Annotated in this window: 15 protein-coding genes and 1 pseudogene; 4 read left to right on the top strand and 12 right to left on the bottom strand. The window is 74.1% G+C overall.

Annotation, left to right across the window (positions count from 1 at the left end; genetic code table 11):
• The coding region (locus QNO07_RS23295) for a TerD family protein (protein WP_283994267.1) at positions 1 to 664 on the bottom strand (664 nt) is incomplete at its 3' end.
• Between the two features lie 81 nt (positions 665 to 745).
• On the bottom strand, positions 746 to 1,324 hold the full coding sequence (locus tag QNO07_RS23290; protein WP_283994266.1) for a M48 metallopeptidase family protein: 579 nt from the start codon (positions 1,322 to 1,324) through the stop codon (positions 746 to 748).
• Between the two features lie 264 nt (positions 1,325 to 1,588).
• On the opposite strand from QNO07_RS23290, the gene QNO07_RS23285 reads away from it, so the two are divergent.
• Positions 1,589 to 2,698 carry a ThiF family adenylyltransferase gene (locus QNO07_RS23285; RefSeq protein ID WP_283994265.1) on the top strand — a complete coding sequence of 370 codons (1,110 nt, stop codon included), beginning with the start codon at positions 1,589 to 1,591 and terminating at the stop codon, positions 2,696 to 2,698.
• Between the two features lie 32 nt (positions 2,699 to 2,730).
• Positions 2,731 to 4,059: pseudogene (locus QNO07_RS23280) on the top strand (ABC1 kinase family protein); the annotation flags it as partial.
• A gap of 554 nt (positions 4,060 to 4,613) precedes the next feature.
• Here QNO07_RS23280 and QNO07_RS23275 read toward each other — a convergent pair.
• The 5 genes from QNO07_RS23275 to QNO07_RS23255 all read right to left on the bottom strand — a co-directional run bounded on the left by QNO07_RS23275 (position 4,614) and on the right by QNO07_RS23255 (position 8,498).
• Positions 4,614 to 4,844, bottom strand: a complete 231-nt coding sequence (locus QNO07_RS23275) for a hypothetical protein (RefSeq protein ID WP_283994271.1) — start codon at positions 4,842 to 4,844, stop codon at positions 4,614 to 4,616.
• A 183-nt stretch (positions 4,845 to 5,027) separates the two neighbouring features.
• Complete coding sequence (locus tag QNO07_RS23270; protein ID WP_283994264.1) at positions 5,028 to 5,336, bottom strand: putative WhiB-interacting protein; 309 nt, start codon at positions 5,334 to 5,336, stop codon at positions 5,028 to 5,030.
• Positions 5,333 to 5,692, bottom strand: coding sequence for a WhiB family transcriptional regulator (locus QNO07_RS23265; RefSeq protein ID WP_283994263.1), 360 nt, complete (start codon positions 5,690 to 5,692; stop codon positions 5,333 to 5,335). Before QNO07_RS23265 ends, QNO07_RS23270 begins: the two co-directional genes overlap by 4 nt.
• A 127-nt stretch (positions 5,693 to 5,819) precedes the next feature.
• Positions 5,820 to 6,128, bottom strand: a complete 309-nt coding sequence (locus tag QNO07_RS23260) for a hypothetical protein (protein WP_283994261.1) — start codon at positions 6,126 to 6,128, stop codon at positions 5,820 to 5,822.
• A 153-nt stretch (positions 6,129 to 6,281) separates the two neighbouring features.
• Positions 6,282 to 8,498, bottom strand: a complete 2,217-nt coding sequence (locus tag QNO07_RS23255; protein WP_502961915.1) for an ATP-dependent DNA helicase UvrD2 — start codon at positions 8,496 to 8,498, stop codon at positions 6,282 to 6,284.
• A 281-nt stretch (positions 8,499 to 8,779) separates the two neighbouring features.
• On the opposite strand from QNO07_RS23255, the gene QNO07_RS23250 reads away from it, so the two are divergent.
• Positions 8,780 to 9,034, top strand: coding sequence for a glutaredoxin domain-containing protein (locus QNO07_RS23250; protein ID WP_283994259.1), 255 nt, complete (start codon positions 8,780 to 8,782; stop codon positions 9,032 to 9,034).
• A gap of 109 nt (positions 9,035 to 9,143) precedes the next feature.
• On the opposite strand, the gene nudC is transcribed toward QNO07_RS23250, so the two are convergent.
• The 5 genes from nudC to QNO07_RS23225 all read right to left on the bottom strand — a co-directional run bounded on the left by nudC (position 9,144) and on the right by QNO07_RS23225 (position 19,424).
• Positions 9,144 to 10,163, bottom strand: a complete 1,020-nt coding sequence (gene nudC / locus QNO07_RS23245; RefSeq protein WP_283994258.1) for an NAD(+) diphosphatase — start codon at positions 10,161 to 10,163, stop codon at positions 9,144 to 9,146.
• Between the two features lie 61 nt (positions 10,164 to 10,224).
• Positions 10,225 to 11,631 carry a dipeptidase gene (locus tag QNO07_RS23240; protein ID WP_283994256.1) on the bottom strand — a complete coding sequence of 469 codons (1,407 nt, stop codon included), beginning with the start codon at positions 11,629 to 11,631 and terminating at the stop codon, positions 10,225 to 10,227.
• Positions 11,632 to 11,808: 177 nt separating this feature from the next.
• Positions 11,809 to 15,279 carry an ATP-dependent helicase gene (locus tag QNO07_RS23235; RefSeq protein WP_283994255.1) on the bottom strand — a complete coding sequence of 1,157 codons (3,471 nt, stop codon included), beginning with the start codon at positions 15,277 to 15,279 and terminating at the stop codon, positions 11,809 to 11,811.
• A gap of 135 nt (positions 15,280 to 15,414) precedes the next feature.
• On the bottom strand, positions 15,415 to 18,825 hold the full coding sequence (locus tag QNO07_RS23230) for an ATP-dependent helicase (RefSeq protein ID WP_502961914.1): 3,411 nt from the start codon (positions 18,823 to 18,825) through the stop codon (positions 15,415 to 15,417).
• A gap of 224 nt (positions 18,826 to 19,049) precedes the next feature.
• Positions 19,050 to 19,424, bottom strand: a complete 375-nt coding sequence (locus QNO07_RS23225) for an MGMT family protein (RefSeq protein ID WP_283994253.1) — start codon at positions 19,422 to 19,424, stop codon at positions 19,050 to 19,052.
• Between the two features lie 128 nt (positions 19,425 to 19,552).
• Here QNO07_RS23225 and QNO07_RS23220 point away from each other — a divergent pair, with 128 nt between their 5' ends.
• Positions 19,553 to 22,348, top strand: a complete 2,796-nt coding sequence (locus tag QNO07_RS23220) for a lysylphosphatidylglycerol synthase transmembrane domain-containing protein (RefSeq protein WP_502961913.1) — start codon at positions 19,553 to 19,555, stop codon at positions 22,346 to 22,348.
• Positions 22,349 to 22,351 lie beyond the last annotated feature (3 nt).

Below are 22,351 nucleotides of genomic sequence, written 5' to 3'. Positions count from 1 at the left end.
GGGGGGGGGGGGGGGGGGGGGGGGGGGGGGGGGGGGGGGGGGGGGGGGGGGGGGGGGGGGGCGCGAACGCCGGTGCGGCTGCGGCGGGCGGCGCGAAGCCGGGCGCCGCGGCGGGCTGCTGCGGCTCCTGCTGCTCCTCCAGCACCTCGCCGCCGAAGTTCCTCAGCAGCGCGTCCAGGCCACCGTCGAAGCCCTGCCCGACCGCGGCGAAGCGCCAGACGTCCTTCATGTAGAAGTCACCGAGCATCACCGCGCGCTCGGTGGTGAACTCCGAGCCGTCGAACGCGTAGCGCGCCACCTCCTCGCCGCCCGCGACGATGCGCAGGTAGCCGGGGCCGATCTGCGACATCTGGCCGGCGCCGTCGATGGTGGCGGTGAAGGAGAGCCGGCGGACGGCGTCGGGCACCCGGCCCAGCGTCACCCGGAACGACTCCGTGTCGCCCGCCTGCGCACCGAGCAGCTGGATGGACTCCTCAGGCGACTTGGGCTGGTTGAAGAACACGAAGTACCGGTCGTCGGAGAGCCGCTCCTCCGCGTCCAGTCCGAAGCAGCTGATGTCGAAGGTCAGCCCCGGCCCCTCGATCCGGACACCGACGTAGATGTCGGTCCCCGCGGTCAGGTCACCGACCTTGGCCTTGTGGCCGCGTTGAAACTCCCTGGCCATACGAACGTCGTCCCCCATCCCGTGCCCAACCTGTTCCGCGTCAGGCTAGCGGGTGGGACCGTCAACCGGCCCGGCGAGTCGTCAGGGAACGTGCGGCAGCCGGTCGGCGGCCACCACGCCCTCCAGGAAGCCGCGGGCCCGCTCGGTGCGCGGGTAGGCCTCCAGCAGCCGCCAGAACCCCGGACCGTGCCCGGGGACCAGCAGGTGGGCCAGCTCGTGCAGCAGCACGTAGTCGATGACGTACTCGGGCATGCCCTGGAGCCGGTGCGAGAGGCGGATACTGCCCTCGGCCGGGGTGCACGACCCCCACCGGGTGTTCTGGTTGGTCACCCAGCGCACCGACGAGGGGCGGGCACGCCCCTCCAGGTACTGGCCGGACAGCCGCTCGGCCCGCTCGGCCAGCTCGCCGTCGCCCAGCACACGCTTGCTCTCCTGCGCGGCCAGCCGGTCCAGCATGACCGTGATCCAGCGGCGTTCCTCCTCGGCCGACATGCGGGCCGGGAGGAGCACGATGGTGCGGTCGCCCTCGCGGTAGGCGGAGACCGTGCGGCGGCGCCGGGTGCTGCGCCGCACCTCGACCGCTCCCGCGTCGGGTCCTGACCGGTCCTGGCTGGGCGCACCGCGCGGCTGGGAGGCGCGGTTCAGCGGTTCGGCGGGCACGTTCCGACGTTACCCGCTGGCACCCCGGGAAGTCCCTTGCCGGAACCCGATTCCCGGCGACTGACCGCCATCGGCAGGATCGTCAAATACGACTATGACCCACCACCTGTGGACAACTCCGCACACGGCAGTGGCGTTCCACTCCATGCTGGGCGCAGCACGGTCAACGGCCCGGCGGGGCCGCCTCCGCGCTGCCGGGCAGGTGCGCCCGCAGCGCGAAGGTGGGCGACCGAGCGGCGCACGGACGACGACGGAGGAGGCAGCATGCGACCCATGATCAAGCCCGCGCTGCGGCGGAGCTGGCGCAACCGCCAGACGGTGCAGTACGGCGTGGCCCCCGCGCACGCCGTGGTGCTCGCGCCGGTGGACACCGCGACGGGCAGCCTGCTGGGCCTGCTGGACGGCACCAGGGACGTGGAGCAGCTGCGCGCCGCGGCCACCGCCCTGCACCTGCCGTCCGGCACCGCCGACCGCCTGGTGGACCGGCTCGCCCGGGCGGGCCTGCTGGACGACCCGGCTGCCGCCCGCAGCGCCGCCGCCCGGCTCGGCGACCGTCTGCGTCCCGACCTCGCGTCCCTGTCGGTGGTGCACCCCGAACCGGGCGGGGCGGTGCGGCGGTTGGCGGCCCGGCGCTCGCTCCGCGTCCAGGTGCGGGGCGCCGGGCGGGTCGGCAGCAGTGTGGCCGCGCTGTTGTCGGCGGCGGGCGTGGGACGGGTCGACGTGGTGGACGGCGGCTGTGTCACCGCGGCCGACGTGGCGGCCGGCGGCGTCGGCGGCAGCCAGGTGGGTGAGCGCCGGGCGACGGCCGCGGCCAGGCTGGTCCGCCGGGCGTCCCCGTGGCTGCGGGCGCCCGTCCCGGACGACTCCGAGCGCGGCCCTGGTCTGGTGGTGCTCGCTCCCAGGGACGGCCTGGGCGCGTACGCGCCCGATCCGGCCGAGGCCCGCGAGCTGGTCGAGGCGGGCCGTCCGCACCTGTACGCGGGCGTGGTGGAGGGCACGGGCTTCGTGGGGCCGCTGGTGCTGCCGGGGGTCAGCGCCTGCGGCGAGTGCATGCTGCTGAGCCGGGCCGAGCGGGAACCGTCCTGGCCGCTGGTGGTGGGCCAGTGGCGGGCGGCCCGCCGCACGGGGATCCCGGCCTGCGACGTGGCTCTCGCGGCGGTCGTAGCCGGTGCCGCGGCCTGCCACGCGCTGAGTTTCCTGGACGGGGACGGCACCTTCGGCGCGGGGACACGAACCTCCTTCGTGCTGCCGGGGCTGCGGCAGGAGCAGGAGGCGCTGGAATCCTACGGTGAGTGCCCGTGCGGTTCCGCAGGGGTGGTCCCCACCCCTGCGGCTTCGGAACCGGGAGCCCGACAGGTCACAATGGCGTCGTAGCAGCGTGAGCTGTCCGGTAGTTGGAGGGGTCCATGTCAGATCTTCCCCGCAAGGCCGTCACCCGCACTGCGAAGTTGGCCGCGCTGCCACTGGGCTTCGCGGGCCGGGCCACCTGGGGCCTGGGCAAGCGCATCGGCGGCTACTCGGCCGACCTGGTCGGCACGGAGTTGCAGCAGCGCACCGCCGAGCAGCTGTTCAAGGTCCTCGGTGAGCTCAAGGGCGGGGCGATGAAGTTCGGGCAGGCCATGTCCGTCTTCGAGTCGGCGCTGCCGGAGGAGGTCGCCAAGCCGTACCGGGCCGCGCTGACGAAGCTGCAGGAGGCGGCACCGCCCATGCCGGCCGCCACCGTGCACACCGTCCTGTCGGAGCGCCTCGGCGACGACTGGCGAGAACTGTTCCAGGATTTCGACGACATGCCGGCTGCCGCCGCCTCGATCGGGCAGGTGCACCGCGCCGTCTGGCTCGACGGCCGTGAGGTCGCGGTCAAGGTGCAGTACCCGGGCGCCGGCGAGGCGCTGCTGTCGGACCTCAATCAGTTGGGCCGCTTCGCCAGGCTGCTGGGTCCGCTGGTTCCGGGCATGGACATCAAGCCGCTCATCGCGGAGATGCGCGACCGGGTCGCGGAGGAGCTGGACTACGCCCTGGAGGCGGAGGCGCAGCGCACGTACGCCGCCGAGTTCGCGGACGATCCCGACGTCCGGGTCCCCGACGTGGTGCACCAGAGCGAGCAGGTGCTGGTGACGGAGTGGCTCACGGGCACGCCGCTGTCGGAGGTGATCCGCGACGGCGAGCAGGCTGACCGCGACCGCGCCGGGCAGATGCTGGCGCGCTTCCTCTTCTCGGGCACGGCCCGCACCGGCCTGCTGCACGCCGACCCGCACCCGGGCAACTTCCGGTTGCTGGCAGACGGCCGACTGGGCGTGATGGACTTCGGCACCGTCGACCGGTTGCCGGAGGGGTTGCCGCCGACGATCGGCATCGCGCTGCGGATGACGCTTGCCGGCGACGCCCAGGGCGTCTACGACCTGTTGCGGGAGGACGGCTTCGTCAAGTCCTCGATCGAGTTGGATCCGGACGCGGTGCTGGACTACCTTCGGCCGATCATCGAGCCGGGGAAGGCGGAGGAGTTCACCTTCTCCCGGAGCTGGATGCGGGAGCAGGCCGCGCGGATCGGTGATCTGCGGTCGCCTGCGCACCAGCTCGGCAAACAGCTCAACCTCCCTCCGGCCTACCTGCTGATCCACCGGGTGACGCTCAGCACCATCGGAGTGCTCTGCCAGCTGGGCGCGCAGGTGCGTCTGCGCGACGAGCTGGAGGCATGGCTGCCCGGTTTCGTACCGGAGGAGCAGGCGGGAGGCGAGGCGGACGGCGCCACGGAGGCGCCGGAGGCCACCGCAGTCCCGGTCACGCTGCCGCTCGCGCCGGACGCGGACACGGCGGCGGAGGCGGACACGGAGGCGGAGGGCGGTACTCCCGCAGCTGAGCCAGTCCGGAAGCGGCCGGCCCGGCGGGCCAAGACCGCCGCGGCAGAAACCGCGACGGTCGGATCCACCGGGGCCGGGACCGGGACCGCTGAGGTTGAGGACGCCGCCTCAGCCGAGAGCGCGCGGCCGAAGAGCCGGGCAGGGAAAGGCTCGGCCGCGAAGAGCTCGGCCACGAAGAGCCCGGCGGCAGTAAGCCAAGCGGCCAAGGCCAAGGGTGGGGCGGCGAAGAGTGGGGCCGCGAAGGGTGGGGCGGCCAGGAGGGGTTCCGCCACGGCACAACGTGCGGCGTCCAAGAAGGCGCCGGCAGGCGGCAAGGCCACCCGGGCGGGGCAGCCCGAGGAACCGCCGGCAACAACCGGCACCGGCGAGGAGGGGCCTGGCACGTCCTGCCGGTCCGCCTGAGCGGCACACCTGCGAGGTGCGGCTTCCGGTCACCACCAGGAGGAGTCGAGTCTGCCCTCGATGGCCCGGATGTGGCTGCGGGCACAGCGCTCGCACACATGGCGGGACACGCCGTCCTCCACCGAGCACACCCAGGTGAGCGGCAGCCTCGGAGCGGTGGCCCCGCAGAGCACGCAGCGCACGGGCCCGTCCCTGCCGCCGTCCGGCGACGGGTGCCTCTCCGGCTTGTCCACCAGTTGCTCCACTGACTTGTTCTCCACCGAACGACGATAGCCCCGCAACGCCGTGAGGGCCGAGGTGCCACACCCCGGCCCTCACATCTGTTCACACCCGCCTCTGTACTCACACGTGTAACGGTGGCCCTTGGCGCAACGGTGACCACCGGCGTACCGGCGACCGTTCGGCGGGATCGCGTGCCCCGGTCCCCGAGGGGCACGCGGTGCTTACTGCATGACGGCCATGGCCAGGGCCCGGCGGGCCCTCTTGGAGGCGCGGTCGGCCTTCTTCTGCATCCGGCGGGCGTTGAGCACCCGGCGGACCATGCGTTCGGACTCGGCCTCGCGCATGTGGTCGAGCATTCGGGTTCTGCTCAGGGTTTCTGGCATGAGTTGCATCTTGCGGTTCCTGTTCTGGAGCGAGCCGGCCTCTTCGGGCCGTGCGTCAGCGGTGGTGTAGGAGGTGGAGTCGTTCATCGGGTCCTGCTTCGTGGGTCCGTGACCGGACGGCCGGTCGATGGTGCCGAGGGCGTTCATGCCGAGACCGGGTTCTTGCGCGGGCGGCCACGGGGCCGCTTGCGGGGAACCACCACGCCTTGTACGAACAGCTCACCGCCCCAGACGCCCCAAGGCTCACGGCGGTCCTTGGCACCGTCGAGGCAGGCGTCCCGGAGGGGGCAGGTCCGGCACAGCGACTTGGCGTACTCGACGTCGGCCGGCGACTCGGCGAAGAAGACCTCCGGGTCGTAGCTGCGGCAGGGCACGGCCCCGCCGAGCCGGTCGATGGCGTCGTCCAGGTCGGTGAGGGTGGTCAGCGGGGTCAACGGGGCCTCCGTGGGATCTGGCGGGTTCAGGTCGGTGGTGCGCGACGGGGTGTGCGTCTGCGTCTGCACGGCTGGTGATTCCTCGTCTGTTGTCGTTGTCCGGCTGGTGGCCGGCCCGGTGGAGGCAAAACAGAAGGGCCGCGGATCCCGGTGAGGGTTCCGCGGCCCTGGAAGGTGCCGACCTGAATCATGCCGATCAGGTTGGATCTCTCCAGGGTTCGAGCCCACGGAAGGCCCACATCGTGAGGTGCTGCTTCTTCTGGCGTTCTGCGCCGGCATCCGCCGCTGCGACGCGGGTGGCAAAGGCCTTCGCCTGTGCCACTGCCGCTACCGCGGATGCCCCGATCGGTCGCTCATCGCCGCGAACAGCCGCGAGCAGACCGCTGCCGAGCAGGTCACCGCCGGTCACACCGCTGGTCAGCCCATTGCCGACCTGGGGGTAGCCGGGCAGGCAGGAGGCGACGACCGAGCGGTCGACTGCGGTGGTGTTGATGTATGCGATCACTGGGGTTCGCCTCCTCTCGGCGTCTCGGGGGAACGGACCGCGAGGTCCGTTCCTGAAGTTTTCAGGAATCAGTACAGCATGGAAGGCCCAGAGCCAGAAGCCCCTCGCTTTCCATGACCGGCAGGCTATGAGGGTTTCGGCGCCGGATGCAAACTATTTTTCCAGCGGATTCCCGGCCGGGTCGGCGACCGAGCCCGGAACGCTCTCGTCCGTTTGACCTGCGAGCTCCTCACCTGCGCAGAGAGCCAGCACGTCGGGACCGAACCGCCGCAGCTTGCGTCCGCCGACGCCCGGAATCCTGGTCAGTTCCGCCTCGTCTGCGGGCACTGCCTCGGCGATGGCGAGCAGCGTCTTGTCGGTGAGGACGCAGAAGGGCGGCTGACCGATGAGCGCGGCCTGCTCGGCGCGCCAGGTGTGCAGTCGCTCGTGCAGGCGCTCGTCCAGTTCGGACGGGCAGCTCTCGCAGCGCAGCAGCTTGATCTCGCCGGCGTCCGTCAGCGCGCGCCCGCAGACCCGGCAGCGCGCCAGCTCACGACGCCTGCGCGGACGCGGTTGCACGCCGCGCTCCACGCCGCCGGTGATCGTCGCGCCGCTGCCTCGTGCCGCCTGGGACCGCAGCCCGGCCAGGAACCGGCTGGCCTCCCGGGAGGGCCGGCCGCCCGGGGACCGGGCGAGCGCCCAGGAGAAGGCCAGGTGCTTGCGGGCGCGGGTCAGCCCCACGTAGAGCAGGCGGCGTTCCTCCTCGACCTGCTCGTCCGTCCTGGCATAGGTGATCGGCATCATGCCCTCGGTGAGGCCGACCAGGAACACCGCGTCCCACTCCAGGCCCTTGGCGGCGTGCAGCGAGGCCAGGGTGACGCCCTCGACGGCCGGGGCGTGCTGGGCCGCGGCGCGCTCGCGCAGCTCCGCGACCAGGTCGGCCAGCCGGGCCGAGGGGCGGGCCGCGACGAAGTCCTCGGCGAGCCGCACCAGGGCTGCCAGGGACTCCCAGCGGTCCCGGGCGGCGCCCGACCCCGAGGGCGGCGAGGGCGTCCAGCCGCGGGAGGCGAGCAGCCGGCGCACCTTGCCCGGCACGTCCAGGCCCTCAAGGGCGGGGTCCACGGAGCCGTGTGCGGCTCCCAGCAGCAGTGCCCCGGCCTCCCGGACCTCCGGGCGCTCGAAGAAGCGCTCGGCGCCGTGCAGCCGGTAGGGCACGTCCCTGGCGGCCATCGTCTGCTCGTAGAGGGCGGACTGGGCGTTGACGCGGTAGAGCACCGCGATCTCGCTCGCGGGTACCCCGGCGTCCATCAGGCGGCGCACGTGCCGGGCGGTGCCCTCGGCTTCGGCCACCTCGTCCGGGTACTCAGTGAAGGTCGGCTCCGGGCCCTTCTCGCGCTGCGAGACCAGGTCGAGCCGGTGCTCGGCGTTGCGGCCCCGGGCGCCGGCGAGCAACTTGTTGGCGAGGTGCACCACCTGCGGGGTGGAGCGGTAGTCGCGAACCAGCTTGACCACCGTCGCCGCCGGATAGCGGTTGCGGAAGCCGAGCAGGTGGTCGGGCGTGGCCCCGGTGAAGGAGTAGATCGTCTGGCTGGCGTCGCCGACGACGCACAGTGTGTCGCGCTCGCCGAGCCACAGCTCCAGCAGCCGCTGCTGGAGCGGGTTGACGTCCTGGTACTCGTCGACGACGAAGTGCTCGTACTGGCGACGCACCTGCTCGGCGATGTCCGGCTTCTCCTGGAGGATGCCGACCATCAGCAGCAGGACGTCCTCGAAGTCGATCAGTCGCCGTTCGAGCTTCAGCCGCTCGTAGGCGTCGTAGACGGAGCGGATCTCGGCCGGGTCGCGCGGGGCGTCCCGGCCGTGCTTGCGCAGGGCCTGCGGGTACTGGTCGGGAATGGTCTGGGTGGTCTTGGCCCACTCGATCTCGGCGGCGAGATCCCGCAGCTGGGTGCGGTCGAGCCGGACGCCGTGCGCCTCCGCGGCCTCGCGGACCAGGTGGATCTTGCGGTCCATCAGCTGCGGCAGCGGCAGGTCGCCACCGACCGCGCGCGGCCAGAAGAACTGGAGCTGACGCAGCGCGGCGGAGTGGAAGGTGCGGGCCTGGGCGCCGGTGACTCCGAGCTGGCGGAGCCGGCCGCGCATCTCCCCGGCCGCGCGGTTGGTGAAGGTGACCGCCAGCACGTTGGCCGGTTTGAGCACACCCGAGCGGACCCCGTAGGCGATGCGGTGGGTGATCGCGCGGGTCTTGCCCGTGCCCGCGCCGGCCAGCACGCAGACCGGCCCGCGCAGGGCCGTGGCGACCTCTCGCTGCTCGGGGTCGAGCCCTTCGAGTACCGCGTCGGCCGTGTCGGGCGGCTGCGGGAACAGGGGGGAGTGCGTGGCTGGGGTCACCCCGACATGCTGCCATTGCCGCCGGGGCGGGTGAGCCGCCGTGTCCACAGGCGGGCAGGACCGGTCATACGAACGTGCCGGGACGGCCGGGCACCCGTGCGTATCCGTGGGGGCGGTGGCGGGTACCCGTGGGACCGGTGGGAATGACCGGGGAGCCCCGCACGTTCCCCGAGTGCCGCGTTGCCCCTCCGGCAGCGCGGCTGACGACGAACGGCCGGCGGCGGGTCTTCCGCAAGACCGCGAGCCGCAGCGGCCGCAACCACAAGGGAGAGCAGAAACCCATGGCGGGAACCGTGACGATGTACAGCACCACCTGGTGCGGATACTGCCGTCGGCTCAAGGGCCAGATGGACCGCGAGGGAATCGGTTACACCGAGGTCAACATCGAGCACGACTCGGATTCGGCAGCGTTCGTGGAGAAGGCCAACGGCGGCAACCAGACCGTGCCCACTCTGCTGGTGGTCGCGCCCTCCGGCGCCGAGACGGTGATGACGAACCCGTCACTGGCCCAGGTCAAGCAGGCTCTCGCCGCCTGACAGCGCGTCGGCGCGGTCAAGCGCCGGGCGAACGGCCCCGGTGGCCGGCGGATCACGGTGATCCGCCGCCCGCCGGGGTCAGCTCGTGCACCGACAAGACCGCGCGCGCTCAGCAGTCGTCGGGGCGGGTGTCCACTGCGGGCTGGCTGGGCTGGCTGTGTTGGCTGGGCCGGCCTGGCGGCAGGGGCTGAGGCAGCGGGCGGGGCAGCGGTTCGCCGTACCACCGCTCGATGAGGCGGGCCGCGATGGAGATGCCCGACGGCGGCAGCACGTCCCCGGCCTCTATGGCGAGCCGCAGCTCCTCACGGGAGAACCAGCGGGCCTCCTCGATCTCGTCACCGTCGACCTGGATGTCCGGTGACGTGGCGCGGGCCATGAAGCCCAGCATCAGGCTGGACGGGAACGGCCACGGCTGGCTGGCGATGTACTCGACCTCGCCGACCGCCACACCGGCCTCCTCGCGCACCTCGCGCACCACGGTGCGCTCGATGGACTCACCGGGCTCGACGAAGCCCGCCAGGGTGGAGAACCGCCCCTCAGGCCAGTGCACCTGGCGTCCCAGCAGGGCGCGGTCCCGGTCGTCGGTGACCAGCATGATCACCGCCGGGTCGGTGCGCGGGTAGTGCTCCGCGCCGCACGCCGGGCAGCGCCTGATGTGCCCGGCCGCCGCGATGAGCGTGCGCTCCCCGCAGCGCGAGCAGAACCGGTGCAGCCGCTGCCAGTTCTCCAGCGCGACGGCGTGCACCAGCAGCGCGGCGTCCCGGTCGGACAGCAGCGCACCGGCCTCCCGCAGACCCGCCGGGCGGGCCAGGGCGTCCATCCGGCCGGGCAGGGTGTCCTTCTGGAGGGCGAAGTAGCTCACCCCGTCGCCGTCGGTGCCCAGGTAGTAGCGGTGCGCCTCGGTGAGGGGGGCGTCGAACGACGGCATCGTCACCAGTTCGGTGCGCCCGTCGTCGGTGTCCAGGACCAGCGCCTGGCCGCCGGACACCACGAAGCAGCGGGTCGTGGGGTGGCTCCAGGCAGCGGCCAGCCAGACCTCGTCCAGCCGGTGGTGGGCCCCTCGGTCGATGCCGCCGCCCGCGGCGAGCGGGACGTCGGGGCGGGCGGCACGATCGGTCCAGGTGGTCACTGCTGTTCCCTGCTCTCCTTCAGTTGCGGGGCGGGCCTCTCCGGGCGGCCGGGTGTGCGCCTCAGGTACGGGCGGGCCGCCAGTTCTTCCCCAGGTCTTCCCACAGGTATGCGGTGGTTTCGACACCCTTCATCAGCAGCTCCAGTTCGACCTTCTCGTCCGGGGCGTGCCAGCCGTCGGACGGGACCGAGATGCCCAGGAAGAGCACCGGCACGCCCAGGACGTCCTGGAGGTCGGCCGCCGGCCCGGAACCACCCTCACGGGTGTAGCGGACGGGCTTGTCGAACGCCCGTGCCATGGCTCGGGCCAGGCAGCGCAGGGCGGGGTGGTCCAGCGGGGTGAGGCAGGGCCGGGTCGCGCCCCAGAACGTGATCGTGTGCCGGATGCCGGCCGGGAGCCGGGCGGCGACCCAGTCGCGCAGGCTCTGCTGCACCTTCTCCGCGTGCTGACCGTCGACCAGCCGGAACGACAGCTTCAGCTGGGCGGTGGACGGCACCACGGTCTTGCCGCCGGGGCCCTGGTAGCCACCGGAGATGCCGTTGACCTCCGCCGTCGGGCGGGCCCAGACCCGCTCCAGGGTGCTGTAGCCGGCCTCACCGAGCGGGGCGTGGCTGTGCGCGGTGCGCAGCCACGCCGCCTCGTCGAACGGCAGTTCCGCGAAGAGCCGGCGCTCCTCCTCGCTGAGGTCCGCCACGCCGTCGTAGAAGCCGGGCAGGGTGACGCGGCGGCGGTCGTCGTGCAGGCCCGCAGCGAGGCGGGCGGCCTCGGTGGCCGGGTTGGGCACGGCGCCGCCGAAGGAGCCCGAGTGAACGTCCTGGTCGGGGCCGTGCAGGTCGATCTGGCAGTCGGTGAGTCCGCGCATGCCGGTGCAGACGGTGGGGGTGTCGGGGGCCCACATGCCGGTGTCGGAGACGATGACGGCGTCGCACGACAGCCGGTCGGCGTGCCGGGCGATCAGGTCGGGGAAGTGCGGCGAACCGGACTCCTCCTCGCCTTCGACGAGCAGCTTGAGGTGGACGGCGGGCGCGCTGCGGCCGGTGGCGGCGAGGTGGGCGCGCACTCCGAGGGTGTGGAACCAGACCTGGCCCTTGTCGTCGGCGGCACCCCTGGCGTACAGCCTGCCGTCGCGCTCGACGGGTTCGAAGGGGTCGCTGTGCCAGCCGTCCTCGCGGGCCGCGGGCTGCACGTCGTGGTGGCCGTAGACCAGCACGGTCGGCGCGTCGGGGTCGTCGGCGGGCCACTCCGCGAAGACCGCGGGATGGCCGGGCGTCGGCCACACCTCGACGGTCGGGAAGCCGGTGCGGCCCAGCCGGTCGGCGAGCCATTCGGCGCTGCGCACGACGTCGGCGGCGCGGTCCGGGTCGGCCGACACGGACGGGATGCGCAGCCACTCGGCGAGGTCGGTGAGAAAGGCGTCACGTTCGGTGCCGAGGAAGTCGCGGACGGCGCTGTCCGGGGTGGTGCTCATGGCCCCGACCCTATCCGGCGTCCGTCCCCCACCACGCATCCGCACCCTGCGCGCAACCCGCGCGCGGGTTGCGCGCAGGAGCGCGGCGGGGGCCCTTCGAGGGTCGCCTGTGGCGGGCACGTGCGGAGCACGGCCGGAGGCGGTCGGCGTACCCACCGGTCGCGTGTGCGGATGCGGTCAGCGGCGGTGGGCGTCCGTCCGCCGGGCGCCGTCGCCACCGCTGCCGGCGTCGGCAGCGGACGTGGAGGAGAGCACGTCGGCGGGGGACACGTCGGCGGGCGCCTCATCGGGGGCGGTGGAGCCGGTCAGCAGCAGGCGTTCCAGACCGGCGCGGTCCGGCAGATCGGCCGGGCGGATCAGCTCGCCGCTGCGGACGTGCAGGAACGCGGCCCGTACCGCCGGGAGCGGCAGGTCGTGCTGCTCGGCCCAGGCGAGCCGGTAGACGGCGAGCTGCAGCGGATCGGCGTGGTGTGCGCGGCCGGTCTTCCAGTCGATGATCTCGTAGCCGTCCCCGTCCTCGTCCCGGTACACGGCGTCGATGCGGCCGCGCACGATGCGCCCGGCCAGCGACAGCTGGAACGGGGCCTCCACCCGGTGCGGGGTGCGGCGGGCGTACGGGGTGCGGCTGAACGCCTCCTTCAGGGCGGCGAGGTCGCGCTCGTCGGCGATCTCCGCCGGGACCCCGTCGGTGCCCGGCAGATCCTCCGCGCCCGGCAGTTCCTCCGGTCCCAGCATGGGCAGGGGAAGCGCCTCGAAGCGGGACTCCACCCAGGCGTGGAACCGGGTACCGCGGCGGGCGGCGGCGGGCTGCGGCGGCCGGGGCATCGGGCGTGCCAGGTCGCGCGCGTAGCCGTCCGGGTCGGCGGCGAGGCGCAGCACCTGTGACGCGGTGAGGGTGGCCGGCAGCGGCACCTCCCGGACCGTCCTCCGGGAGCGCCGCAGTTCACCGGCGAGCGCCTCCAGGTCCCGGTCCCAGGAGGCCGCGAGCCTGGCCTCCTCCGGTGACAGCTCAGCCCCGTCGGAAGGGCCCGCTGCGGGGACGGATTCCGCGTTGGGCCCGGGGCCTGGCCCGGCAGCGGGCGTGCGCCGGCGTGCGGAGGGGCCGGACGTGGACCGGCGTGGGGCCGGGAGCGGGCCGGGCGCGTCCAGGCGGGCCAGGACCGCGTCGGCGGCGGCCCGCCGCCGGGCCAGGGCGGCAGGGTCCAGCGGCAGCGGCCAGGCGCGTTCCTCGGCGGGCTCGGCGAGCGCCGGGTTGCCGGCCTTGACCGCCTCCTCGTCCGGCGGCTCCGCCCAGCGCTCGACCTCGCCGTGCGCCGGATCGCGCTCCACGTGCGCGCGCAGGGCCTCCAGGAACGAGGACGGGCCGCGCGGCTTCTTCTGGCTGGGGCCCCACCAGTGCCCGGAGCCGAGCAGCAGCGAGCGGGGACGCGTGAACGTCACGTAGCCCAGCCGCAGTTCCTCGGTGGCCTGGTGCTCGCTCATCGCCGTGTCGTACGCCTTGCGGTCCTTGGCGGTCCAGGAGTCCAGCTGCGGCAGCGTGCCGGCGTCGCCGCGCAGGGCGTGCGGCAGCACGCCGGGGCGGCTCAGCCAGGAGTCGGGGCTGCGGCTGCTGGGGAACTGCCCGGCGACCAGGCCGGGCACGGCCACCACGTCCCACTCCAGGCCCTTGGACTTGTGCGCGGTGAGCACCTTGACGGTGTTCTCACCGCCGGGCAGTGAGCTGTCCAGCCCCTTCTCGTACTGGGCGGCGGTGCGCAGGAATCCGAGGAACGCCAGCAGCGAGGTCTCGCCGTCAAGTGAGGCGTAGCCGGCGGCCAGGTCCAGGAAGGTGCCGAGCGTCTCACGCCGCCGGGCGGCCACGGCCTGCGGGGACGCGGCGAGTTCCACCTCCAGGCCGGTGACGGCCAGGACGCGGTGCAGCACGTCCATCAGCGGGTCGGCGAGCGAGCGGCGCAGGTCGCGGATCTCCGCGGCGAGGCGGGCGAAGCGCAGGCGGGCGTCGTCGGAGAACGGCAGCCGGTCGTCGTGGCCGTCGCCCTCCAGGAAGGTGTCGAGCGCGTCGGCGAGCGAGATGATCTCGGCCGGGTCGGTGCCCTCGACGGCGGCGGCCAGCCGCCGGTCGGGGTCGGTGTCCTCGGGGCCGGTCGCGGCCACCAGCAGGCGGGCCCGTCGGCCCAGCAGGGCCAGGTCGCGCGGACCGATGCGCCAGCGCGGGCCGGTGAGCAGCCGGACCAGCGCGGCGTTGGCGGTGGGGTCCTGCAGCACCTCGCAGGTGGCGACGAGGTCGGCGATCTCCGGCAGGTGCAGCAGTCCGGACAGCCCGACGACCTCCACCGGCAGTTCGCGGGCGACGAGCGCGCCGTGGATCTCGGCGAAGTCGGCGGCGCCCCGGCACAGCACCGCGATCTCGCCGGGCGGTGTGCCGGTGCGCACGAGGTGGGCCAGGGAGTCGGCGAGCCAGTCGAGTTCCTCGGCGTGCGTGCCGAGCAGCGCGCACCTGACCCGGCCGTCGTGCTCCGCGCCGGGGGCGGGTCGCAGCGCCTCCACGCCCTCGTGCCGGGCGCGCAGGTCGGCGGCGAGCGTGTTGGCGAGGGTGAGCAGCCGGCCGCCGCTGCGCCGGTTCTCGCTGAGCGCGTAGCGGCGGGCCGGGGTGCGGTCGGCGTGCGGGAAGTGCTGGGGGAAGTCGTCGAGGTTGGCGACGGACGCGCCGCGCCAGCCGTAGATCGCCTGGCAGGGGTCGCCGACGGCGGTCACGGGGTGGCCGGTGCCGTCGCCGAAGAGGCCCGCGAGCAGGATGCGCTGGGCGACGGAGGTGTCCTGGTACTCGTCGAGCAGCACCACCGCGAACTCCTCGCGCAGCGCGCGGCCCACGTCCGGGACCTCCCCGGCGAGCCGGGCGGCCAGGGCGATCTGGTCGCCGAAGTCGAGCAGGTCGAGCCGCCGTTTGCGGGCCCGGTACTCCTCGACCAGGCCGAGCAGTTCCAGCCGCCCGCGGGCGGCTTCGGGCACCTTTCGCAGGGAGGCGTTGGTGAGCCGGACCCGGTCGCTCTCCAGCAGGTCGAGCAGTTCGGTGTCGTGGGCGCGCAGCCGGGACGGCGGCACGAGGTGCTCGGACAGTTCCCCGTCGAGCGCGAGCAGGTCCTCCACCAGCGCGCTGACGGAGGTGGTGAGACCCCGGAACGGGCCGGCGGCGGACCGCAGGACGGCGGCGGCCAGCTGGAAGCGGGTGGCGTCGGCGAGCAGCCGGGAGGTGGGCTCCACACCCAGGCGCAGGCCGTGGTCCTTCAGCAGGCGTCCGGCGAAGGCGTGGTAGGTGGAGATGACGGGCTCGCCCGGGTCCTCCTCCTCGCCGGGGGCGGGGTCGGTGTCCAGCACCCCGGCCCGCACGAGCGCCTTGCGGACCCGTTCGGCGAGTTCACCGGCTGCCTTGTTGGTGAAGGTCAGGCCCAGCACCCGGTCGGCGGGCACCTGGCCGGTGCCGACGAGCCACACGACGCGGGCGGCCATCACGGTCGTCTTGCCGGAACCGGCACCGGCGACGATGACCTGCGGGGCGGGCGGGGCGGTGATGCACGCCAGCTGCTCAGGGGTGAACGGGATACCGAGGAGCTCCCTGAGCTGCCCGGGATCGCTGAGCCGTGGTGCCATCCCGGAGACGTTAGCGGCTGCCGCCGACACTTCTGTCCGGCCCCCGCGGAGGCTCCCGGGAACGGGCTGGTCAGCCCGGAGCCGGGTGACGCACACCACCCCGCGTGTCGCCCCCGGGCCGGGCGGCCGGAGGGGCTACTCCACCACGTGGCGGCCCTCGGAGCGGGCGCTGCAGGCCGCCCGGAAGGCGCAGTTGCCGCAGTGCTGGCCCGGTGACGGGCTGAACCGCTCGTCGAGGACCCGACCGGCCGCCCTGGTCAGCAGCTCGCCGACCCAGTCGCCCTCGCCCGGCGCGGGCAGCGCCTCCTGACGCTGGACGGCCGGGAAGTCGTCGCCGCCCTCCTTCACGGGGGCGCCGATCCGCAGATGGACGAGTTCGGCACCACCCGGCTCGGCGGCCCCCGGGTGAGCGCCCTCCCGCACCGCCAACTGGTAGACGGCGAGCTGCGGGTGCTGTGCGACCTCCCCGCCGGTCGGCTTGGCCTTGCCGGTCTTGAAGTCCACCACGTAGGCGCGGCCCTGGGCGTCCTGCTCGACCCGGTCCATGCTGCCGCGGACGCGCACCTGGTAGTCGCCGGCCTGGAGCTCGATGTCGAAGCCGTGCTCGGTGGCGACGGGCTGCCTGCCGCGTTCCTGGACGTGCCAGCGCAGGAAGCGCTCCAGCGCCGCTCGCGCGCTGTCCTTCTCCTGACGCGACTTCCAGGGCGCCTCGAAGGCCAGCGCGTCCCATACCGAGTCGAGGCGTTCCAGCAGCACCGGCAGGTCGGCGGGCGTGGCCCCGGAGGCCACCTCGTCGGCGAGCACGTGCAGCACGTTGCCGAAGCCCTGCGCGGCGGTGGCGGGGGCGTCGGCCTTCACCTCGCGGCCCAGGAACCACTGGAGCGAGCAGGTGTCGTTGAGCTGTCCGATGGCGCTGCCGGAGAGCAGCACCGGCTGGTCCCGGTCGCGCAGCGGCACCTCGCTGCGGGTCGCCTCGTGCAGGCCCCACCAGCGCGAGGGGTGTGCGGCGGGCACCAGCACGTTGCCCTCGTCGTCGCGCAGCCCGGCGAGCGTGGCCAGCCGTTCGGCGGCGGCGGCGCGCAGCGCCTTCGAGGCGGCCGGGTCGACGGTGGTGCACCGCAGTTCGGCGACGAGCGCCGCCACCGACAACGGACGCGGCGGGCGCCCGGGGACGTCGCGGGGTTCCACGCCGAGTTCGGCGAGGAACCGGGACGGCTGGTCGCCGTCGTCGGCCGCCGCCTTGACCGCGGTGACGACGAGCCGGTCCCGGGCGCGGGTCGCGGCGACGTAGAACAGGCGGCGCTCCTCGGCCAGCAGCGCGCCCGGGGTAAGGGGCTCGGCGAGGCCGTCGCGGCCGATGCGGTCGGCCTCCAGCAGGGAACCGCGGCGCCGCAGGTCCGGCCACAAACCCTCCTGGACCCCGGCGACGACCACGAGCGGCCACTCCAGGCCCTTGGCGCGGTGCGCGGTCATCAGCCGTACCGCCTCCGGGCGGACCGCCCGGCCGGCCAGCGTGTCGGCCGCTATGTCCTGGGCGTCCAGCTCCTCCAGGAAGTTCAGCGCGCCCCGGCCGCCGATGCGCTCCTCGGCACGGGCGGCGACCTCGAACAGCGCGCACACCGCGTCGAGGTCCCGGTCGGCGTTGCGTCCGGCCGGTCCGCCGCGGCGGGCGGCGCGTTCGAGCCGCTGCGGCCAGGGCGTGCCGTCCCACAGCTCCCACAGGGCCTGTTCGGCGGTGCCGCCGCCGGCGAGCAGTTCGCGTGCCTTGCGCAGCAGCAGGCCGAGCCGCTGGGCGCCGCGGGCGTAGCCGGGGTCGTGGGCCACCAGGCGTTCGGGCTGGTCCAGCGCCTCGGCGAGCAGTTCGTCGGAAGGCCGCGGCACGGCCCGTCCGGCGGCCCGCTCCTCCTCGCGCAGGGCCCGCCCGAGCCGCCGCAGGTCGGCGGCGTCCATGCCGCCCAGCGGGGAGGCCAGCAGGGAGAGCGCGGTCGCGGTGTCGAGCCGCCCGGCGACCGGGGCGGGGGGTACGGCGGCGGCGACTGGGGCGGGGGCGGCGTCGGTATCGGCGGACTCGGCCGGGGACGCGGCAGCCGCCCCGCCCGCGTCGGGCCCTTCCCCCTCCGGCCCGTCCCCCTCCGAAACGTCCCCCTCCGGCCCACCCGCCGCCGAACCACCCGCCTCCGAACCGTCGGCGGCCGTGCCGGCGACGGCGCCGCCGGCTGCCACCCGCAGAGCGGTCAGCAGCGGGGCGACGGCGGGCTCGCGGCGCAGCGGCAGGTCGTCACCCGCCACGTCGACGGGGACCCCGGCGGAGGTGAGCACGCGACGGAGTGAGGGCAGGCTGCGCGCGCCGGCGCGCACCAGGACGGCCATCGACGACCAGGGGGTGCCGTCCTCCAGGTGGGCCCGGCGCAGCAGGTCGGCGATGTTCTCCAGTTCGGCCCCCGGCGTCGGGTAGGTGCGCACGTCCACCCGACCGCCGGGACGGGAGGACGTCAGTTCGCGGTGGGCCCGGACCGCGGCGGCCGGGAGCCGGGTCAGCGGCATGCGGGCGGTGAGCCGCCGGGTGGCGGCGAGCAGTTCCGCCGCCGAGCGGCGGTGTGCGGTGAGCACTCTGACGTCCGCGCCGGGGAACGTCCGGGGGAAGTCGAGGATGCCGCCCACGTCGGCGCCCCGGAAGGCGTAGATGGACTGGTCGGGGTCCCCGAACGCGACGACCGTGCCGACCCGGCCCAGCGCCTGGAGCAGACGGACCTGCGCCGGGTCGGTGTCCTGGTACTCGTCGACGTAGATGGCGTCGTAGGCGGCGGCCGGTCGCCCGGCGGCGCCCTGCGGCTCGGGGCGCTCGGCGAGCAGCACCGCGCGGTGCACCAGCTCCGCGTAGTCCAGCACGCCGTGCAGGTCGAGCACGTCCAGGTACTCGGCGAGGAAACCGGCCGCCGCCGACCAGTCGGGTCGGCCGGTGCGCCGGGCGAAGCCGCTCAGCTCGCCGGGCCCCAGGCCCAGCTCTCGGCTGCGGGCCAGTACCGCCCGGACCTCGTCGGCGAAGCCCCGGGTGGTGAGGCAGGCCCGCAGGTCGTCGGGCCAGCCGACCCGACCGCGTCCCGCCCGTTCCAGCTCCAGCTGCCCCGCCAGCAGCTCGCGGATGTAGAGGTCCTGCTCGGGTCCGGACAGCAGGCGCAGCGGTTCGGCGAAGAGTTCCGCATCCTGGTGGGAGCGGACGAGCGCGTAGCAGTACGAGTGGAAGGTGGTGGCCTGCGGCGCGGTGCCGGCCATGCGTGCGGCCATCCGGTCGCGGAGTTCCACGGCGGCCTTGCGGCTGAAGGTGAGCACCAGGACCCGTTCGGGGTCGGTGCCGCGCCGGACACGTTCGGCGACGGCCTCGACCAGGGTGGTGGTCTTGCCGGTGCCGGGACCGGCGAGCACGAGCAGGGGCCCGCCGGTGTGGTCAACCACGGCACGCTGCGCTGCGTCCAACGGAGGAGGACTCGCCTGACCCGGCGGGGTGCGCACCAAGCGGTACGCATGGGATTTATCGGAGGAACTCACGTGGATCGCCGGCCCTGGGGTTCGTTCTGGGTGCTGCCGACGGTACGCCAGGGAGCGCCCGGCTCGCAGCGCGTCCCGGAGGTCCCCCGCGGCGTTCGCGGGGGGTTGTCCGAGCGGGTCGCCACTACCCGGACGGCCCAGGCGGCACCTCGTACGGACCGCTCAGCGGATGCGGTGCGGCGGCATGACGGAAGCTGGACACTGTGACAAGGCCCACCCGGCGCTCAGCCGTCCCCGCCGTCCCAGCGGGCCTGCCGCATGTCCAGGCGCGGCGGGTCGGCGCCCGGCCGCAGCGGGGTGCCCTCGGCGCGGTAGTGCGCGAGGGCGCGCCGCTCGCTGCCCGGCAGCGGCCGGCCGTCGGCGCGGACGACCCGCCACCACGGCACCGCCGCCCCGTGCAGGGCCATCACCCGGCCGACCTGGCGGGGGCCGCCCGTGCCCAGCCACTCCGCTATGTCGCCGTAGGTCATGACCCGGCCGGGCGGGATCAGCTCGGTCACCTCCAGGACACGTTCGGTGTAGTCGGCGGCGTGGCCCGAAGCCGGAGGTGGCGGTTCCTCGGTGGGCGACTCTCCCGGCTCCGCTGTGTGCTCGCGCATGACGGCCATGCTGCCGCATGCCACCGACAGCGCCGCACTCGTGGGGAAGATCACGGATTCGCCCGCAAACGGCACCTCCTGCGGTCGGTCCCGGCCTCGGCATGCCACCATCTTCCGGGCGGTGACACGTGATACAGGACGGAAAAAAGCAGACCGAGGCGCAGGACGGGGCCTCTCCGGTACCGGAGACCCCTGCCACCCCGGTGGCCCCGTCCTACCCTGAGGAGGTGCGCGCCGACCAGCTCGACGGGGACGAACCGCTGCTCTCCGCACGCGCCCACCGGCCCTCAGACCTGCTTCGTCTGCTGCTCGGCAGCCTCGGCACGGTGCTGCTGCTGGGCATCGCCTACTTCGCGCACGGCACCGCCGCCGGCCTGGAGCAGGACATCGACAAGGGCGCCGGGCAGGCACCGCCGCTGGTCATCTCCATCGCCGCGTTCGTGTCCAGCATCGCCGTGCTGATCGTCCCGGTGGCGTTCGCCGTGGAGCGGCTGATCAAGCGCGACGGGTTGCGCATCGCGGACGGCGTGCTGGCCGCGGTGCTCGCGCACGGCGTCTCGCTGGCGGTGGCGCTGTGGGTGGCCGAGGCCGCGCCTGAGTCCATCCAGGAGGCGCTGACCAAGGCGTCGCCGTCCGGTGGCCTGACCGACCCGGTGCACAACTACCTCGGCCCGGTCATCGCGTACATGACGGCGGTGGGCATGGCCCGCCGCCCGCGCTGGCGGGTGCTGCTGTGGGTGGTGCTGCTGACCGACGCGCTGTCGGTGCTGATCAGCGGCTACATGACCTCCTTCGCCATCGTGCTGACCGTGCTGATCGGCTGGACCGTCGCCTACGCCACGCTGTACGCGGTCGGCACCCCCAACGTGCGGCCGACGGGCCAGAACCTGCTGGCCGGTCTGCGCCGGGTCGGGTTCAGTCCGGTGAGCGCGCTGCGGGCCGAGGGCCCGGAGGTCCACGACCGCGACGGCGGCGAGAGCAGCGGAAGCGGTGGCGGTGACGACGACAGCCACGGCGACCGGCGCGACCGCCACGACCGGCACGACCGGCACGACCGGCACGACCGGCACGACCGGCACGACCGGCACGACAACGACCGCGGGCGCCGCTACGTGGTGACGCTGGAGGACGGCCCGCCGCTGGACGTCACCATCGTCGACCGGGAGCAGCAGGCCCACGGCTACTTCTACCGGGCCTGGCGGCGGCTCGCGCTGCGCGGCATCACCCAGCGCCGCAGCCTGCAGACGCTGCGGCAGGCGCTGGAGCAGGAGGCGCTGCTGTCGTACGCGGCCATCGCCGCCGGGGCGAACGCGCCGAAGCTGATCGCCACGTCGGAGCTGGGCCCGGACGCGGTGATCCTCGTCTACGAGCACATCGGCGGCCGGCCGCTGGACGCGCTGGCCGACGAGGAGATCACCGACGCCCTGATGGCCACGGCCTGGCACCAGGTCCGCGCGTTGCAGTCGCGGCGCATCGCGCACCGGCGGCTCAGCGGCGACGCCCTGGTGGTGGATCGTTCCGGCGCGGTGTTCCTCACCGACCTGCGCGGCGGCGAGATCGCCGCGGGCGACCTGAGCCTGCGTATGGACGTCGCCCAGCTGCTGACCACGTTCGGTCTGCGGGTCGGCGCGGAGCGGGCGGTACGGGCGGCGGTCGCCGCGCTCGGCCCGGACGCCGTCGCCGACAGCCTGCCGATGCTCCAGCCCATCGCGCTGAACCGCAGCACCCGCCAGACGCTGCGGCGGCTGGCGAAGGAGCGCGCGAACCGCGAACGTGAACGGGTGCTGGCCGCGTCCCGGGACCGCAAGCAGGCCCGCGAGGCCCGCGGGGAGGCGCCCGAGCCGGGCACCCGGGAGGCGGTGCGCGCCGAGCGGTACGCCGACAAGCGCGCGCTGGACGAGGCGCTGGAGGGCGCCCGCGAGGAGGACCTGCTCACCCAGATCCGGGGCGAGGTGCTGCGCATCCGCCCGCAGGCCCCCATAGAGCCCGCCCGCCTGGAACGGATCAGGCCTCGGACGCTGATCAGCGCCATCGCCGGTGCGGTCGCCGCGTACTTCCTGCTCTCCCAGCTGGTGCACGTCAACCTCACCAACCTGGTCAGCGACGCCGAGTGGGGCTGGGTCGCCGCCGCCCTGCTGTTCTCGGCCGTCACCTACCTCGCGGCGGCGCTCAGCCTGCTGGGGTTCGTGCCGGAGAAGGTCCCGTTCCTGCGCACCGTCGCCGCGCAGGTCGCGGGTTCGTTCGTGAAGCTGGTGGCGCCCGCCGCGATCGGCGGGGTGGCGCTGAACGCGCGTTTCCTCCAGCGGGCCGGCGTCCGGCCCGGGCACGCCGTGGCGAGCGTCGGCGCCTCGCAGCTGTTCGGGCTCGGCTCGCACATCATGCTGCTGCTGTTCTTCGGCTACCTGACCGGCAAGGAGCAGGCGCCGTCCATCCCGCCGTCCCGCACGGTCATCGCCGGCCTGCTGACGGTCGCGGTGCTGGCGCTGGTCGTCACGGCCATCCCGGGGCTGCGCAAGTTCGTGGTGACCCGGGTGCGGTCGCTGTTCGCCGGCGTGGTGCCGCGCATGCTCGACGTGGCGCAGCGGCCCCGGAAGCTGCTGAGCGGCATCGGCGGCATGCTGCTGCTGACGCTGGCGTTCGTGATGTGCCTCGACGCGTCGATCCGCGCCTTCGGGGGCAGCGCGAGCTTCGCGGTGGTCGCCGTGGTCTTCCTGGCCGGCAACGCGCTGGGATCGGCCGCGCCGACGCCCGGCGGCCTGGGCGCTGTGGAGGGCGCGCTGCTGATCGGCCTGACCTCCATCGGCAAGCTGGACGTCGCCACCGCCACCTCGGCCGTGCTGCTGTTCCGGGTGCTGACGTTCTGGCTGCCGGTGCTGCCCGGCTGGCTGGCCTTCACCCGCCTCACCCAGCGCAAGGCGCTCTGAGCC

This window comes from Streptomyces sp. 549 (genome assembly GCF_030124175.1).
GTDB lineage: Bacteria > Actinomycetota > Actinomycetes > Streptomycetales > Streptomycetaceae > Streptomyces.
Note: the sequence above shows the minus strand (reverse complement) of the source record. Positions and strands in the feature narration are given on the sequence as shown.

Excerpts from the sequence above, each read along its gene's own strand:
- QNO07_RS23285 (WP_283994265.1), top strand. The coding sequence starts at position 1,589 with ATGCGACCCATGATCAAGCCCGCGCTGCGGCGGAGCTGGCGCAACCGC.
- QNO07_RS23270 (WP_283994264.1), bottom strand. The coding sequence starts at position 5,336 with ATGAACGCCCTCGGCACCATCGACCGGCCGTCCGGTCACGGACCCACG.
- QNO07_RS23250 (WP_283994259.1), top strand. The coding sequence starts at position 8,780 with ATGGCGGGAACCGTGACGATGTACAGCACCACCTGGTGCGGATACTGC.
- QNO07_RS23240 (WP_283994256.1), bottom strand. The coding sequence starts at position 11,631 with ATGAGCACCACCCCGGACAGCGCCGTCCGCGACTTCCTCGGCACCGAA.
- QNO07_RS23235 (WP_283994255.1), bottom strand. The coding sequence starts at position 15,279 with ATGGCACCACGGCTCAGCGATCCCGGGCAGCTCAGGGAGCTCCTCGGT.
- QNO07_RS23225 (WP_283994253.1), bottom strand. The coding sequence starts at position 19,424 with ATGCGCGAGCACACAGCGGAGCCGGGAGAGTCGCCCACCGAGGAACCG.